This window comes from Streptomyces bacillaris (genome assembly GCF_003268675.1).
In the GTDB taxonomy this organism is placed as follows: Bacteria; Actinomycetota; Actinomycetes; order Streptomycetales; family Streptomycetaceae; genus Streptomyces; species Streptomyces bacillaris.
In genome coordinates this window covers 5,174,847-5,189,666 of the sequence record NZ_CP029378.1, presented here as the reverse complement: position 1 = coordinate 5,189,666, position 14,820 = coordinate 5,174,847, and the positions used below count along the sequence as shown (strand labels likewise).

The following is a 14,820-nucleotide window of genomic DNA, read 5'->3' as shown; positions in this document are numbered from 1 at the left end:
CAGGGCTTTGCGGTGCGGGATGTGACCTTGGCAGGGGTCCGTGGCCGAAAGGTGACCGGTCAGCTGCCGGTGGCCGTCTTCCAGGCGTCGATGTACGTGTCCAGGTTGGTGCCGATGTCCGCCCAGTCCGGCTCGAAGATCTCCACGCCCTCCAACAGGCCGTTGAGTTCGGTGGCGTTGGCGTCGGTGGCCTTGATGTCCTTACGGGCGGCGAACCCGCCGCCGACCGCGCTGACATCGCGCTGGGCCGTCTCCGAGAGGAGGAAGTCGAGCAGCTTCTTGCCGTTCTCGCTGTGCGGGGCCTTCGCCAGCAGCCCGGCCGCGTACGGCAGGGCGAAGCTGGTGGGCTTCCCGTCGCCCTTGGCGGGGAACCAGATGGCGAGGTTCGGCATGTCCTTGGACTGGGCGTAGTTCATCTGTACGTCCCCGTTGGCGACGAGCAGTTCGCCCTTGTCGACCTTGGGGGCGAGCTTGCCGGTGGAGGCGGAGGGGCCGACGTTGTTGGTCTGGAGCCGCTTGAGGTACTCCATCGCGGGTTCCTTGCCGCCGAAGTCGTGCATCGCCTTGATGAGGACGGCGGTGCCGTCGCCCGCGACGCCGGGGGTGGAGTACTGGATCTTCTCCTTGTACGACGGGTCCAGCAGCTCCTCCCAGGTGCGGGGCGGGTCCGCGAGCCGCTTCTTGTTGTAGATGAAGCCGAAGTAGTTGTTCACGACGGAGGTCCACTTGGCGTCGGGCGCCTTGTCCGCCGCGTCGACCTGGTCGGCACCCTTCGGCTCGTACGCCGCGAGGAGCCCCTTGGCGTCGGCCTGCTGGATGAAGGGCGGGAGGGTGACGAGCACATCGGCCTGGGTGTTGGACTTCTCGCGGACGGCGCGCTGCACCATCTCGCCGGAGCCGCCCTCCACGTACTTGACCTTGATGCCGGTCTCCTTCTCGAACTCCTTGAAGACCTTGTCGTACCAGCCGTCGCCGTTCTCGCCCTTGAGGCCGTCGGCGCTGTAGACGGTGACGACCTTCTCGTCGGAGGCGGCGGAGGTGCCCCCGCAGGCGGTGAGGGTGACGGTGGCGAGGGAGAGGGCGCCGAGAACGGCGAGGGACTGGTTGAGGGCGTGGGTGCGCATGGGATGTCTTCTCCTGGAACGGTTACGTGAAGGGGGGTCCGGGTTTTCAGCGGTAGGAGGCGCGGGTCCGGATGCGGGAGACGGCGGTCAGGACGAGGAGGGTCGTCCCCATCAGGACCACGGCGAGGGCGGCGCCCGTGAAGAGCGAGCCGCGGTCGGTGGCGGCGAAGATGTGCACCGGCAGCGGGGTCCAGTCGGGCGGGTAGAGCATCATCGTGGCGCTCAGCTCCCCCATGGACAGGGCGAAGCAGAGCCCGGCCGCCGCTGTGAGCGACGGCAGCAGGAGCGGCAGTCTGATCCGCCACAGGACGCGTGCGGGGCTCGCGCCGAGGCTGGCCGCGGCCTGCTCGTACATCGGGTCCAGCCGCCGGGCGGCGGCCGAGACGGACTGGTAGGCGAAGGCGGTGACCAGCACCGTATGGGCGATGATCACGATCCAGCGGGTGCCGTTGAGGAGCACCGGCGGCCGGCTGAAGGCGACGAGCACCGCGAGCCCGACGACCACCGACGGTACGGCGACCGGCAGCATGAACAGCGCGTCCAGGACCCGCTTCCCGCGCCTGCCCAGGGAGCCTGCGGCGAGCGCCGCCCAGCCGCCGAGCACCAGGGCCAGCACGCTGGCGCAGACGGCCGTGACCAGGCTGGTGGTGAGCGCCTTGAGGGAGTCGCCACTGGTCGCGGCGGCATAGCGGGTGGCGGTGGGGCCGGAGGGGAGGGCGCCGGACCAGTTGGTCGAGAAGGAGGCGGCGAGGATGACGAGGAGGGGCACCGCGAAGAGCGGCACGAAGAGGAGTGCGAACGCGGACCAGGTGGCCCACTTCCCCGTACGGCTATGCACCAGCACGACGGCTCACCACCCGGTACAGGCTGTAAAGGCCCACGGAGAGAACGACGTTGACGACGGCGACGACACAGGCGGCCGGGTAGTCCGACTCCAGGATCGCCTTGCTGTAGACGAGCGTCGGCAGGGTCGTGACCCCTTTCGCCCCGGTGAACAGGACGATCCCGAACTCGTTGAGGCAGAGCACCAGGACGAGGCTGCCGCCCGCCGCGAGCGCGGGGAGCGCCTCGGGCAGGATCACCTGCCGCACGATCCGCAGCGGTCCGGCGCCGAGCGACGAGGCCACTTCCAGCTGGGCGGTGTCGAGTTGGGAGAACGCGGCGAGCAGCGGGCGCATCACGAAGGGCGTGAAGTACGTGATCTCCGCGAGCAGGACGCCCCAGGGGGTGGTGAGGAAGTGGAAGGGCCCTTCGGCGGCTCCGGTGACGCCCGTCCAGGCGCCGTTGGCCATCCCGACCGACCCGTAGATGAAGAGCAGGGCGAGCGTGATGAGGAAGGACGGGAAGGAGAGGAAGACGTCGATGAACCGGGCGACCGCCTTGCCGCCGGGGAACGGCACGAAGGCGATGACCAGGGCGAGGGCGAAGCCGAGGACCAGACAGCCGACGGTGGCGCCGACCGCGAGCCAGACGGTGGTGGTGAGCGCCTCGCGGAACGCGGCGGAGGCGAAGACCTCGGCGTAGGGGGCGAGGGAGGCGCCGCCTTCGTCCAGCGACTCCGGGGTGAAGGACTGCCGGACGACCAGGGCCAGCGGGTAGAGGAAACCGAGCGCGAGGACGAGGACGGGCGGGAGGGCCCAGACCCAGGTGGGGAGGGCGGTGCGGCGTGGTGCGGCCGGGGTGGCGCTGGGGGCGGAGGGCGGGTCCGGTGGCTTCCGGTGGAGGGTCGCGGTGCTAGCCACCGGCCACCTCCCGCTCACGCGCCGCGCCCGCCGGGAGCAGCACGGCGTCCTCCGCCGCGAAGTGCAGGGTGACCGGGGCGCCGAGGGCCGGGGGCTCGCGCAGTTCGCGGAGGTCGGCCATGAGGGGGTGGCCGTCGACGTCCGCGTGGACGCGGTGGGTGGAGCCGCGCCACTGGACCTCGGTGACCGTGCCGGTGAGCGCGTTGGGCCCGGGGCCGAGGCCGACGAGGTGCGGCCGGACGCAGAGGGTGGCGGTGGCGCCGGGGGTGGCGGTGAGGGTGGGGACGTCGAAGGCCGCGCCCGCCAGGTCCACGCGCCCCGGTCCGGTGACGGTGACCGGGAGCAGGTTGGCGTTGCCGACGAACGAGGCGGTGAACTCCGTACGGGGTCGGCGGTACAGCTCCTCGGGGGTGCCGCAGTCCTGGAGCCGGGCGCGGTCCATGACGGCGATGCGGTCGGCCAGGGTGAGCGCCTCGACCTGGTCGTGGGTGACGTACAGGATGGAGACGTCGGGCAACTCGCGGTGGAGGCGGGCGAGTTCGGCGAGCATCCCGGAGCGGAGCCGGGCGTCGAGCGCGGAGAGCGGTTCGTCGAGGAGGAGGACGCCGGGGCGGATGGCCAGCGCGCGGGCGATGGCGACGCGCTGCTGCTGGCCGCCGGAGAGTTCGCGGGGGTAGCGGGTGGCGTACGCGGCCATGCCGACGAGTTCGAGGGCCTCGGCCACCCGCCCGGCGATCTCGTCCCGGGGCGTGCGGTGGGCCTTGAGGCCGAAGGCGACGTTGTCCTTCACCTTGAGGTGCGGGAAGAGCGCGTACTGCTGGACGACCATCCCGATGCCCCTCTGGTGGGGCGGGAGTTGGGTGACGTCACGGCCGCCGATGTACACGCGCCCGGAGGCGGGGCGGACGAAACCGGCGACGGCACGGAGGGCGGTGGTCTTGCCGGAGCCGGAGGGCCCGAGGAGGGCCATGACCTCGCCCGCTTCGACGGTGAGGTCGAGCCGGTCCAGGACGGTGTTCTCCCCGTACGCGACGCTGACGCCGTCGAACCGGACGCCGCCGGGGGCGGGGGTGACGGGGGCTATGGGGGTGGTCTCGGTGCTCATGCCTCGGCCCGGGCGATGAGGTCCGGCAGCTCCACGACGGAGCCGAGGACATGGGTGGCCCCGGACCGCTCCAGCCGGCCGCGGTCGTGGGCCCCGGTGAGGACGCCCGCGACGAGCCCGGCACCGGACCGTGCGCCGCTGAGCATGTCGTACGAGGTGTCCCCCGCCACCGCGATCCGGCGGACGTCGTCCACGGCACGCGTGCGCAGGAAGGCGGCCAGGACCATGTCGGGGTAGGGGCGCCCCCGGCCGCCCGCGTCGGCGGGGCAGAGAGTGAGGGGGACGAGGTCCTGCCAGCCGAGGGCGGTGAGGATGGCGTCCTGGGTGGTGCGGGCGAACCCGGTGGTCAGGACGACGGTACGGCCTTCGGAGGTGAGCCGCTCGACGGCTTCCCGCGCCCCGGGGACCGGGGCGATGCGGCCGCCGTCGACGAGGGCCCCGTACGCCTCCTCGAAGGCGGTGTTGGCGTACTGGGCCTTCTCCTCCTCTCCGAAGAGGTGGCGGAAGACGGAGATCTTCGACTCGCCCATGGTGGCGCGCACGTAGGAGAGTTGGCGCTCATGCTCTCCCGATCCCGGCTTCACACCGAGGCGTTCGGCGGCGGCGGAGAAGGCCTGTTCGACGAGACCGCCGTCGGCGACGGTGGTGCCGGCCATGTCGAGGACGACGAGGCCGAAGGGGTTGCCGGTCGTGGGTGTCGCTGAAGTCATGTGGTTCACCAGCCCAGTTGGTCTGCGGTCGTTTCGGCGATGGCGGGTGAGCACGTCATGCCGCGCCCGCCGGGTCCGGTCACCAGCCAGACCCCGTCGGCCACCTGTTGGCGGTGGACGACGCGTGAGGTGTCGGTGCACTGGGCGTAGACGCCCGCCCAGCGGTGCCGGATGCGCGGCAGGGGCCGGCCGAGGAAGGCCTCGACGACCCGGGTGAGGTGCTCGTACGGCTCCTCGACGGTGTCGAAGGCGAAGGGGTGCTCGTACTCGTGGGTGTCCCCGATGGTGAGCCCGCCGTCGTTCCGCTGGACCATGAGGAGTTGCATGCGGTGTTCGGCGGCGACCGGGTCCTGCGGCTGGTGGGCATTGAGGGCGTCGAGGGCCTCGCCGCGGTACGCGGGGTAGTAGCGGAAGCTGTCGGCGTCCGCGACCGAGGTGGTGAGGGGCTCACCGAGCGGGTCGGTCTGCATCATCTGGAGGCGGACGCGGCGGACGGGCAGGTCGGGACCGGCCAGCTCGCGGACGAGCCCGCCGAGCCAGGCCCCGGTCGCGAGGATCACGGCATCCCCGGTGTGGACGTCACCGTGGTCGTCGCGCACGGCGGCGCTACCGACGACCTCGCGGACCTCACGGCCGCCGAGGTAGGTGTACCGCCCCGAGGCCAGCAGCTGCTGCTTCAGAGCGAGTTGGGCGGTGCGCGGCTCGACCGCCGCGTCCCGCTCGCACCACAGGGCGGCGGTGAACTCCCCGCGCAGGGCGGGGTTGAGGGCGCGGGCCTCCCCGGCGGTGAGCAGCTTGTAGCCGCGCGCGGCGGCGTCCGGCCGGGCGACGGCGGCCTCGGCGACGGCGGCTTCGGCGGGGGTCCGCAGCGGGGTGAGCGAACCGCAGGCCCGGAAGCCGAGTCCCGGCACCCGCCGCCCGATCCCCTCCCACAGCCCCCGTGCCCGCAGGGCGGTTTCCAGCTCCTCGCCACCGGCCCGGCCGCTGACCCAAATCTGTCCGAAATTGCGGAGCGATGCCCCGCGCGCCTCGCTCTCGCGCTCGATCTGTACGACCTCGTGGCCGCGGCTGACTGCGTGCCAGGCGTGCATGGTTCCCACCACGCCGGCTCCTACGACGATGACTCTCACGGCGGCCACGCTCCTCGGGACGGGTGTCACGGACACATCCGGTCGACAACGAGATGGTGAACGACCCCTCAAGTTTGGACTAGACCCGTTATCTTTTCGTTACCGAATCTCTCTTCGCCGCCGCTGGAGGAGAGGGACCCGCTCCGGGGCTTCCGCCCGCCTCAGCGCCCCTCGTCACCGCCGCCCAGGTGCGTGGTGAAGGAGAACCGGTCCCCCCGGAACAGCGTCCGCACCCGCTCCACCGGGCGCCCCTCCGTGTCCCGGGAGAGCCGGTGGAGCAGGAGCATCGGCAGGGCGGGCGGGGTCCCGATGAGCAGGGCCTCGCGGGGCGTGGCGAGTACGGTCTCGATCCGCTCGTCGGCATCCCCGAACGCGATGCCGAGCCGCTCGCGCAGGTAGCCGTAGAAGGAGGAGTCCGGGTCGAACTCCGTGTCCAGGCGCGGGAGTCGGGCGACGGTGACGTACGTGCTCTCCAGCCCGACCCGCTCGTCGTCGGCGAGCAGCACCCGCTCCAGGTGCCAGACGGGTTCGCCCGGCGCCACCGCGATCTCGGCGGCGAGCGGGGCGGGGCAGGGGAAGCGTTCCAGCCCGATGAGATGGCGGCCGGGGCGCCTGCCCTGGCGGCGGACCCCCTCGGTGTAGCTGGCGAGCGAGAGCGGCTGCTCCAGCTTGGGCCCGGCGACGACGGTGCCCCGCCCCTGCCTCCGCAGCCGCCCCTCCAGCAGGAGTTCGCGCAGCGCCTGGCGGACGGTCTCGCGCGACACCTCGTGCTGCAGGGCGAGATCCCGCTCGGTGGGCAGGAGCCCGCCCTCGCCCAGCTCGTCGAGGAGGAGGGAGATCCGGGCCTTGACCGCGTAGTACTTGGGGATACGGCCGTGCTCCGGGATGCCGGAGCGGATCGGTGCGCCAGGTGCCTGGTCGTTCGGGTAGTCCACCGCCCGATCCTGGCAGATCCAGGTGAACGGGCAGGTGCGGGCCCTGGTCGGCCGGTGGCCTGGGGTACGGGCTGTGGTGCGGACAGCCGTGCGGGTGGTGGTACGGGCTGTGGTGCGGACAGCCGTGCGAGCGGTGGTGCGAACAGCCGTGCGGGCGGTGGTGCGGGCCGTGGTCAGTCTGCGGCTCGGCGCATCCGGCGGCCCTGCGCCACGAGGGCTCCGCCGCAGAGGATGAGGATCCCGGCGAGGGCCCCGGCCCAGGTCAGCAGCTCGGGTCCGGTGCGGGCGAGTTCGGGCAGCGGGCGCCCGGTGTCGTAGTGCGGAGGGCGCGCGGGCCGCTCCTTGCCGCCTCGCCCGTCACCCTCAAGGCGGCCGCCCCTGTCTTCGTCGGCGTCGCTGCCTGCGTCGGAGTCGCTTCGGGGGGACGCCGAACCGTCCGGGCGGGTGGGGGGCCGGGTGCCGGACTCCGGGGCGGGCTCCTTCCCGGGGCCCGTGTAGGTGGGTGCGCCGGAGGAGGTGTCCGTACGGGGCCGGGGCGCCGCCGGGACGTCCGTACGGCCGCCGTCCTCCTCGGTCCCGGTGACCTCCGGCCGGGGGTACTCGCCCGTGGCACCGTCGACGACCACGAACCGGTACGCCCCCGACTCCCCGACCCAGTCCCCGTCCTCGCGGCCGCCGCCCTTGGCCTTGTCCTGGTGGCGGCGCTGGACGACGGCGGCGTGGGCGGTGACGCGGGCGGGGCCGGCCTCGGAGCCGAAGGCCATCCGGACACGGACGCTGATGGTGCCCCCGGCCGGGACGGTGAACCCGAGGAAGTCGTCGGAATCGGAGCCGGAGTTGGAGTCGGAGCCCGGGCCGGAGTCGGAGTCGGACCCCGGGCCGGAGCCGCCGAAGACGCCGATCTGCTCGTGACGGTCGGTGGTCTCCCAGGTGGCCCGGTGCTCGGTGTCGGTGCGGCCGGGTTCGGAGAACTTCAGCTGGATCTGGTCGGCCGTCAGCCTGCGCTCCCCGTCGCTGAGCACCAGCACCGGGTGCAGGGCGCCACAGGCGGTGTCGGTGGTGTTGGTGAGGTCGAGGAACCAGGTGCCGTATCCGCCGCCGGAGACGTACGTCCTCGGCGCGTCCTGGATCCGGGCCTCGATGGGGAACTCCTTGGCGTCCGGATCACCACAGACGGGCTGCTCCTCCCCGGCGGCGGCATCGGCGGCCACGGCAGCGGCGGCGGCTAAGGAGACGGGGGCGCCCGGGGCCGGGGCGACCGGCCGGGCGGCGGCCTGCGGGCCGGCCAGGAGCGCGGCGGGCACCGCGATACCGGCGGCCAGCCCGAGGGCGGCGAGCGCACGGGCGTCACGCAGCCGTGCGCGGGAGGTGGGGGACATGGGGGGGACACCCTTCACTGCTCGCGGACGACCGGGGCGGGGGCCACCGGTGGTGGTCTTCGACGCAAACACGCGCGCGCGGGACCGGAGAGTCGACATGCCGACACCCACCCAGGCGATTCATACGATCACCCGACCGACGGACCGCTGACTGGCGGGCCGGTGAATGGCGGGCCGATGAATGGCGGGCCGGTGACTGACTGACGGACCGCCGGGCGGCGCACCAGGGCAGGGGCGGGCGGCCCGGCCGGGGCGTTGTCAGTGGGGCATGTGACGATCGAAAGCATGATCGCCTCGCTCGTGGCTCTGCTGCCCACCGCCGGTACGCACACCTCGACCCTGTACGCCGACTGGGCGGCCGCCCACGACCCGGGCGCGGCCGGGGCCGCCCGGGATCTCACCACGGACATGGGCTCCGAGCTGGCGCGGTCCTGGACGAAGCCCGGCCGGTTCGTCGACCGGATGGCGGCGCGGGCACGGCAGCTGCCGCCCGCGCATCTGCCGTGGTTCTGGGACACCGTGGGCCACCGGCTGATCGGTTACGGGAGCCGCCCGGCCGGGCGGGCCTACGGCGCGGCGCGGACGGCCGAGGCCGAGCACGGGCTGCCCGTGGACCCCGCCTACCGCCGGGCCAACGCGCTGCTGTTCGCGGCGGGCGGCGCCATGCCGGCCAAGGAGTTCGGGGCCCATCAGCGGTTCCTCGCCGAGACGCTGGAGCCGGCCGGGGCGCACACGGCGCTGGAGGCGTTCCTGACGGCGTGGGCCGGGTCGTCCGGCGACCTCCCGGCGGATCTCGTGCGCCGGGTGCGGGCCTCGGCCAAGGCGGCCGGGCAGGGCGACGAGGAGGTCGCCCGGCTGGTGGGCACGGTCCTGTCGGTGGCCCGCGGGAAGTCGGTGCCCGACGCGCTGCTGACCGCGGCGGGGCCGTTCCTGGCGGCCCATCCTCCGGCGGACCCGGTCGCGGCGGGGCTGGTGGAGGTCTTCCCGGCGGGGGCGACCGACGGCGGGGCGTGGCTGCGCCTGCTGACCGGCTGCGGGGCGGCGGAGGCGCTGGCGAGCGGCCGGGTGGTCCCGGAGGGCGGGCTGTCCCGCTGGGTCGGCCACTTCGCGCACATGTACCTGTACACGCCCGCGTCCGGCGGCGGGATCACCCGTCAGCCGCTGCCGCCGGACTTCCTCGACCTGGTGGGGCGGCTGGGCCCCCGGCTGAGGGCGGCGGGCGCTCCGGTGACGCTGCACACGACCCGCTACCGCCACCAGACCCTCGACGCGGACGTGCTGGACGCCGTGCTGGCGACCGGGGTCCCCGTGGTCGACCCGGGGGCGCGGGTGGGCATCCACTTCTGGGGCGAGAGGTCGCAACGGGACCTCGCCGCGCTGGCGGCCGACCCGGTGTTCGGCCCCCGGCTGGAGGGGACGGTCCACGCGCGTCTGCTGCCGGGGTCGTTCTCCTCCCGGCCCCGGCGGCCCGGATCGGCCGTGACCCTGCTGCCGGGCAACGAGGGGATCGCCCGGACGGTGGCCGACCGGGTCGGCAAGCTCCTCGACACGGTCGGGGGCGGCGGCATGGCCGGGGCCGAGGAGGCCATGGCCGGGCTGGAGACCCTGCTGGACCGCCCGACGGTGACGGCCCTGGGCGGCATCGCCGACGCGGTGGCCGGGGCGGAGGTGGCGGGCGCCCTCCACCGCTCCCTGACAGCGGGCCTCCCGGAGGAGCTGGCCTGGCCGGAACTGGAGGCGGTGTACGAGCAGTTCGAGGCTGAGGGGGCCGGGGCCGAGGAATCTGGGGCCGAGGGAGCCGGGCCGGAAGGAGCTGGGGCTGAGGCGGGTGCGACGGGCGCCCCCGGGGCCACCACAGTGCCCGGTGCCTCCGGGGTGCCCGGTGCCTCCGGGATGGTCGGTGCCTCCGGAGTCGTCGGGGTGACGTCCACGTGGCCGGTGCTGACGGTGTTCGGGCGGGACCGGGCGGTCGCCGTGGCCCCGGACGGGGTGCGCGGCTCCTGCCGGTTCACCGTGCCCGAGGAGGCGACCCTGTTCGCCGTCCATTACGTGGGCGGCTCCTTCCTGGTCAGCTGGACCCTCGCAAGGAACCCGTACAACGGGAACACGGCCGTCTGGGCCGACCGTCCCGACGAGCCGTTCACACCGGAGGAGACGGGCGGCCTGGTGCCGTTCGGCGAGGGCCTGCGCGGGGCGTACGGCTTCCAGTTCGAGAGCGCCGACGGGGGCGGACGGCACAGCGGCGGCCATGTCCTGCGTCCCGGCGGCACGGAGGGCATCGACAGGGACGAGCTGCAGCTCGGGGACGGGGCCCGGATCTGGACCAACTGCGCCCGCAGGGAACGGCCGTGGGAGGTGGTGCACTCGGTCACCGGCGAGCGGAGGGGAGCGAGGCCGCTGCCGGACTTCCCGGGCCGCCCGGCGAACGCGGCCCCGGCCACCGCCCCGACCGGTCCGGCCACCGCTCCGCGCGCCTCCGCCGACGCGTACGGCGCCTCCGAGGAGGGCATGGCCCTGGCCGTCGAAGCGCTGCAACTCGCGCCCCTGCCTGCCCCGTTGACGGACTCCCCGCTGGGCAGCAAGGACGGCCTGACCGGGACCCGGGTGCTGTTCCGCACCCCGCACCGCGACCGTACGCCCGATCAGTTCCTGGTGGAGAGCGCGGACGGGCGGACGGCACGGTTCACCGCCGGCCGGCGGGGCGAGCGCCCCTGGGCCCTGTGGTCGCCGCCGGAGGGCGCGGTGGAGGACGTGGTCCTCACCGATGCCCGGACCTCGACGGGGGTGCGTGCGTACGCGGCCGACGGCGCCCTGCTGTGGGAGCTGAAAGGCCCCCACGCGCCCCGGCATCCGCAGGCGGCCTCGGACCGGAGGATCACCCGGCCCGGAGGCGTGGCCCTGCCCCCGGCCTTCTGGTATCTGCTGCGCACCCGGGACACGGCCGGGTCCCGGGCGCTGCGGGCGGTACGGCCGCAGACGGCGGACGCCCTGCTGGCCGCCGCGCTCGACGGCACCGAAGCCGTACGCGCGGCCGTGGCCCGGGAGTTGCCCGAGGTCACCGACGCCGTGCTGGTGGAGGCCGTCGCGGCGGTGGCCGGGCGGGCGGCCCGGGTGGAGGAGCGCCGCCGCGCCCTGCACCGGCGCGTCTCCCTCCTGGCCGAGGCCCCGCCCGCCCTGCCGCGCCGGTCCGTGCCGGACACCGAGCTGCTGCCCGCCCTGTCCGGGCTGATCGAGCTGCGGGAGCGCGATCCGTGGCGGCGGGCGCCCGACGAGCCCCTTCCGGCGACGCTGAACGCGCTGGCCGCCGACGGCGCGTGTCTGGCCGGGGCGATCGGGGAGGAGGTGCGCCGGCTCTCACCGCCCGCACCCCCGCACGACTGGTCCCAGTTGCTGGGCGCGGTGGACGCCGTCGCCTGGCGGGCGGCCGTCGCCCCGACCCCGGCCCCGGCGCGGGCCGCGCTCCTCGCCCTCCTGGACACCTGGGCCGACGCCCCGTTCGCCCGGGCGGGCGGCCGCTGGTGGGTGGGGACGGCTGCCGCCCCGAGGACCTGGACGGACTGCGGTCGGGCGGCAGGACGGTGGCGTCCGCGGCGGTACGGGGAGGCGGCGCGGCGCACTGGTTCGTGACGGAGGCCGCGAACGACGCCCCACAGGACCGGGCCGGGGACAGCGACACCCGGGGCCGGGGCGAGAACGCGGCCGCGCCCGCCCCGCAGGACCGGGCGGAGGACACCGCCACCCGGGACCGGGCCGAGGACGGCGGCGCCCCCGCCCCGCAGAATCCGGCCGAGGACCGGGCGGTGGCGGCGGTGGACCCGGAGGCCCGCCTCATCCGGGTCGAACGGGACGATGCCGCCCGGCTCCGGGCCCTGGTGGCGGCGGTCGACGAGCAGGGTCCCGTCCCGCTGCCGGAGTCCGCGGCGGCGCGTTTCGCCGAACTCACCGGCGTACGGCGGCCCGTGGCGCGGCTGGTGCTGGCGGGGCTGATCGGCGGCGCGGACCGGGAGGCGGACCGGGCCCAGCTGCGGAAGGCCCCGTACAAGGCGACGCCGCTGACGGTCGAGTCGTACGGGCGGCTGCTGAAGCGGCTCGGGGAGAGCGGCCGGCGCGCGGTGCTGGCCGCGGGCCTGCCGGAGGACCCGGCGGAGCTGTGGCGGCCGGGCGGGACGGAGGCCGCCGCCGAGCGGATGGCCGGGGTCTGGCGGGAGCTGATCGGGGCCCGGCCCGCCGTGCACGACGAGGCGGCCGACACCCTGGAGAGCGCCCTCGGCCTCTCCGAGGTGTGGGCGCGGCGGCTGGCGGGCGGTTACGGGGCGGCCGACGACGGGACCGTGGAGGCGGCGGGCTGGGAGCTGGTGTCGACCGCGTACAGCTACGGGGTGACGGTGCGGCCCGTCGCGCCGCCCGGTGCCGAGCCGCCCTACGGCACCCCCGTGGGGATCCCGCTCAGGGAGATCGCGAGCGCGCTGGTGTGGGCATGGACGGACCGGCCGGTGGGCGATCCCGCGGTGGCCGGGGCGGCGGCGCTGTACGAGCGGCTGCGGGAGGAGCTGGCCCGCCCCGGACTGCTGCTGAAGCTGGAGGGCGGCCGGGTCCAGGACACCACGGACCGGATAGCCGGGCGGTTCGGGCCCGCCCGGCTGCCGGTCGCGCTGGACCGCCGCAAGGACGACAGGACCCCGGCGGCGACGGCGTACGACGGGGGCCCGTTGGTGGTCTGCGCGCCCGGCGGAGTCTCCTTCCTGCGGCCCACCGCCGTCACCGGCCCGGAGGTGTGGCGGCGGGTCCGGGAGGTCACCGGGCTGACCGGCGCCCTGGACCGGGTGGCCCCGCTGCTGCCCGGCGGCGGGCTGGAGCGGATGCTGCACCGGTCCCGTTCCGGGGCGGTGGAGACGGGGGCGTACGAGGCCGACCCCCGGCACTCCTGCCCGGAGCTGGTCGAACGGGTCGCGAAGGAGCTGGGAGTGGGCACGGACGCGGCGGCGCTCCACCTCCAGCTGGCGACGCTGGCCGCCCCCACCGACCGGAACGTCCGCCGCTGGAACGGCTGGTCGGCCAAGCAGCACCGGCAGGCGGCGGCGGAGCTGCTCGCCACGGGCGCGGTGGTGGAGGCCAAGCGGGCGCGGGCGGGCCGGACGCTCTTCCTGCCGGGCGACTGGACGGAGATCGGCGCCCCGCACCTGCCGCTGGAGAAGGCGAAGCTGACGACGCACGCGGTGTGGCCGCTGTACGGCAACAGCGTCGTCGCCCCGTTCGTACGGATCCTGCCGGCGGCCCCCTTGCACGAGATGTTCACGGAGGCGTGGGAGCGGCGATAGGGCGAACGGCGTTGGGTGGAGCGGTCACCCGGGGAGGGCGGTCACCGGGGGAACAGCGACAGGAGGAGAAACGGCCGCCAGGAATACAACGGCAGGAGGAGAAGCGGCCGCCAGGGGAACAGCGCCAGGAGAAGCGGCCACCGGGTCAACAGCGCCAGCAGGACCGGCCACCAGGGGAACAGCGCCAGGGAGAAGGGCCGTTCAGGCCTCTCCGGCTCCCTCCGCCCCTCCCCCCGCGAGGCTCGCCCCCGACACCAGGGCGCGGGCGGTGTCGGCGAAGTACTGCTCGTCGGCGTCCGGGGCGAGGCCCAGCAGGACGCCCTGGCTGAGGCCGATGAGCACGGCCCGCAGCGCGGTGGCCAGGCGCCGGGCCCGGTCCGGGGTGACCAGGGACCCGTCGTGCGTCCGGCCGGTGAACAGCGCGACCAGCCGCTCCTCCTCCGCCCGGATCGCCGTGGCGAGCCGGGGGCCCACCTCGGGGTCGCGCAGGGCCAGGTCCAGCAGGGTGAACTGGAGCGACTGACCGGCCCGCGCGTCGGCGGCGTCGCAACCTCGCCGGTAGTGGCGGGCGAAGGCGTCGACCGCCCCCACCAGATCCGCGTCGGCCGGTACCGCCCGCTCGATCTCCTCGTAGTACGGCTGGAGGTAGTCGATGACCAGGGCGCCGAGCAGTCCGCTCTTGCTGCCGAACAGCGAGTAGACGGCCCCCGTCGTCAGCCCGGCCCGCTCGGCGATCTCGTCGAGCCGGGCGCGGTGCCCGTCCCGGGCAACGGCGTGGAAGGCGGCGTCCAGCAGCGCACGGCGGTTGCGTTCCTTGGTTTCGGCCCTCGTCATTCTCATAATCCGGCTATTCTAATAACAAGATTACGAGGAGGGGATCATGCCATCCAAGCTTGCGGGAGCCATCAGCGACGGCGCGTTCAAGGTGCTGCTCGGCGCGGCTCTCGCCGTCAGCCCGACGTTCGGATCCTTGTTCGGGGTGCCGGCCTGGCTGATGGTCGTCACGGGATCAGCCGTCCTGATCAGCGGCACGGTCGAGATCGTCTACGGACCCCGCCGTTCGATGGCCGCCTGCGTCCGCCTCATGTTCGTCTACGACATCGGCTGGACGGTGGCGACCGCCGTCGCGCTCGGGGTGGCGTGGCTGGGCAGCACGGCCGGGGGCGAGATATGGGCCGGATACCAGGCGGTGGCCTCCCTCGCGTTCGCCGTACTGCTGCTGCGCGCCCCCGCGTCCGCCGCCCCGCCGGCCACCCCCGTACAGCCGTCGACGCCGGACACCACGGCAGGGGAACCCACCCCCTGACGCCCTCCGGGCCCCACAGAACGGGAGGGACCTGACCTCCTCCAGGCCATACAGGACCGGGGGACCCGACG

The 14,820-nt window shown here is 74.5% G+C and carries 12 protein-coding genes; 3 read left to right on the top strand and 9 right to left on the bottom strand.

Features of this window, described 5'->3' with window-relative positions:
- Positions 1–59 precede the first annotated feature (59 nt).
- The 8 genes from DJ476_RS22600 to DJ476_RS22560 all read right to left on the bottom strand — a co-directional run bounded on the left by DJ476_RS22600 (position 60) and on the right by DJ476_RS22560 (position 8,125).
- Positions 60–1,124 carry a 2-aminoethylphosphonate ABC transporter substrate-binding protein gene (locus tag DJ476_RS22600; RefSeq protein WP_103418222.1) on the bottom strand — a complete coding sequence of 355 codons (1,065 nt, stop codon included), beginning with the start codon at positions 1,122–1,124 and terminating at the stop codon, positions 60–62.
- Between the two features lie 46 nt (positions 1,125–1,170).
- Positions 1,171–1,968, bottom strand: coding sequence for an ABC transporter permease (locus DJ476_RS22595; RefSeq protein WP_112491393.1), 798 nt, complete (start codon positions 1,966–1,968; stop codon positions 1,171–1,173).
- Positions 1,955–2,866, bottom strand: coding sequence for a 2-aminoethylphosphonate ABC transporter permease subunit (locus DJ476_RS22590; protein WP_103418220.1), 912 nt, complete (start codon positions 2,864–2,866; stop codon positions 1,955–1,957). The genes DJ476_RS22595 and DJ476_RS22590 overlap by 14 nt, the downstream gene beginning before the upstream one ends.
- Entirely contained in the window at positions 2,859–3,971 is a 1,113-nt protein-coding gene (locus DJ476_RS22585) for an ABC transporter ATP-binding protein (protein ID WP_208853522.1), read from the bottom strand. Before DJ476_RS22585 ends, DJ476_RS22590 begins: the two co-directional genes overlap by 8 nt.
- Entirely contained in the window at positions 3,968–4,681 is a 714-nt protein-coding gene (locus DJ476_RS22580; RefSeq protein ID WP_112492590.1) for a phosphonatase-like hydrolase, read from the bottom strand. Before DJ476_RS22580 ends, DJ476_RS22585 begins: the two co-directional genes overlap by 4 nt.
- Positions 4,682–4,686: 5 nt before the next feature.
- Positions 4,687–5,811 (bottom strand): TIGR03364 family FAD-dependent oxidoreductase, encoded by a 1,125-nt coding sequence (locus DJ476_RS22575; protein ID WP_112491392.1) that lies wholly within the window; start codon positions 5,809–5,811, stop codon positions 4,687–4,689.
- A gap of 161 nt (positions 5,812–5,972) precedes the next feature.
- Entirely contained in the window at positions 5,973–6,746 is a 774-nt protein-coding gene (locus tag DJ476_RS22570) for a GntR family transcriptional regulator (protein WP_070201348.1), read from the bottom strand.
- A gap of 173 nt (positions 6,747–6,919) precedes the next feature.
- A complete protein-coding gene (locus DJ476_RS22560) occupies positions 6,920–8,125 on the bottom strand; it encodes a relaxase family protein (protein ID WP_112491390.1) in 1,206 nt (401 codons plus the stop codon).
- 285 nt (positions 8,126–8,410) lie between these two features.
- Between DJ476_RS22560 and DJ476_RS22555 the strand changes: the two genes are divergently transcribed.
- Together DJ476_RS22555 and DJ476_RS22550 are read left to right on the top strand one after the other, a co-directional pair.
- Complete coding sequence (locus DJ476_RS22555) at positions 8,411–11,752, top strand: hypothetical protein (protein WP_208853521.1); 3,342 nt, start codon at positions 8,411–8,413, stop codon at positions 11,750–11,752.
- Positions 11,704–13,443 (top strand): hypothetical protein, encoded by a 1,740-nt coding sequence (locus DJ476_RS22550; protein WP_208853520.1) that lies wholly within the window; start codon positions 11,704–11,706, stop codon positions 13,441–13,443. The genes DJ476_RS22555 and DJ476_RS22550 overlap by 49 nt, the downstream gene beginning before the upstream one ends.
- Before the next feature lie 201 nt (positions 13,444–13,644).
- Here the strand turns inward: DJ476_RS22550 and DJ476_RS22545 are convergent, their stop codons facing one another.
- Entirely contained in the window at positions 13,645–14,277 is a 633-nt protein-coding gene (locus DJ476_RS22545) for a TetR/AcrR family transcriptional regulator (protein ID WP_103418214.1), read from the bottom strand.
- Between the two features lie 46 nt (positions 14,278–14,323).
- On the opposite strand from DJ476_RS22545, the gene DJ476_RS22540 reads away from it, so the two are divergent.
- Positions 14,324–14,749: a hypothetical protein gene (locus DJ476_RS22540; RefSeq protein WP_112491388.1), complete on the top strand. Its 426-nt coding sequence runs from the start codon at positions 14,324–14,326 to the stop codon at positions 14,747–14,749.
- Positions 14,750–14,820 lie beyond the last annotated feature (71 nt).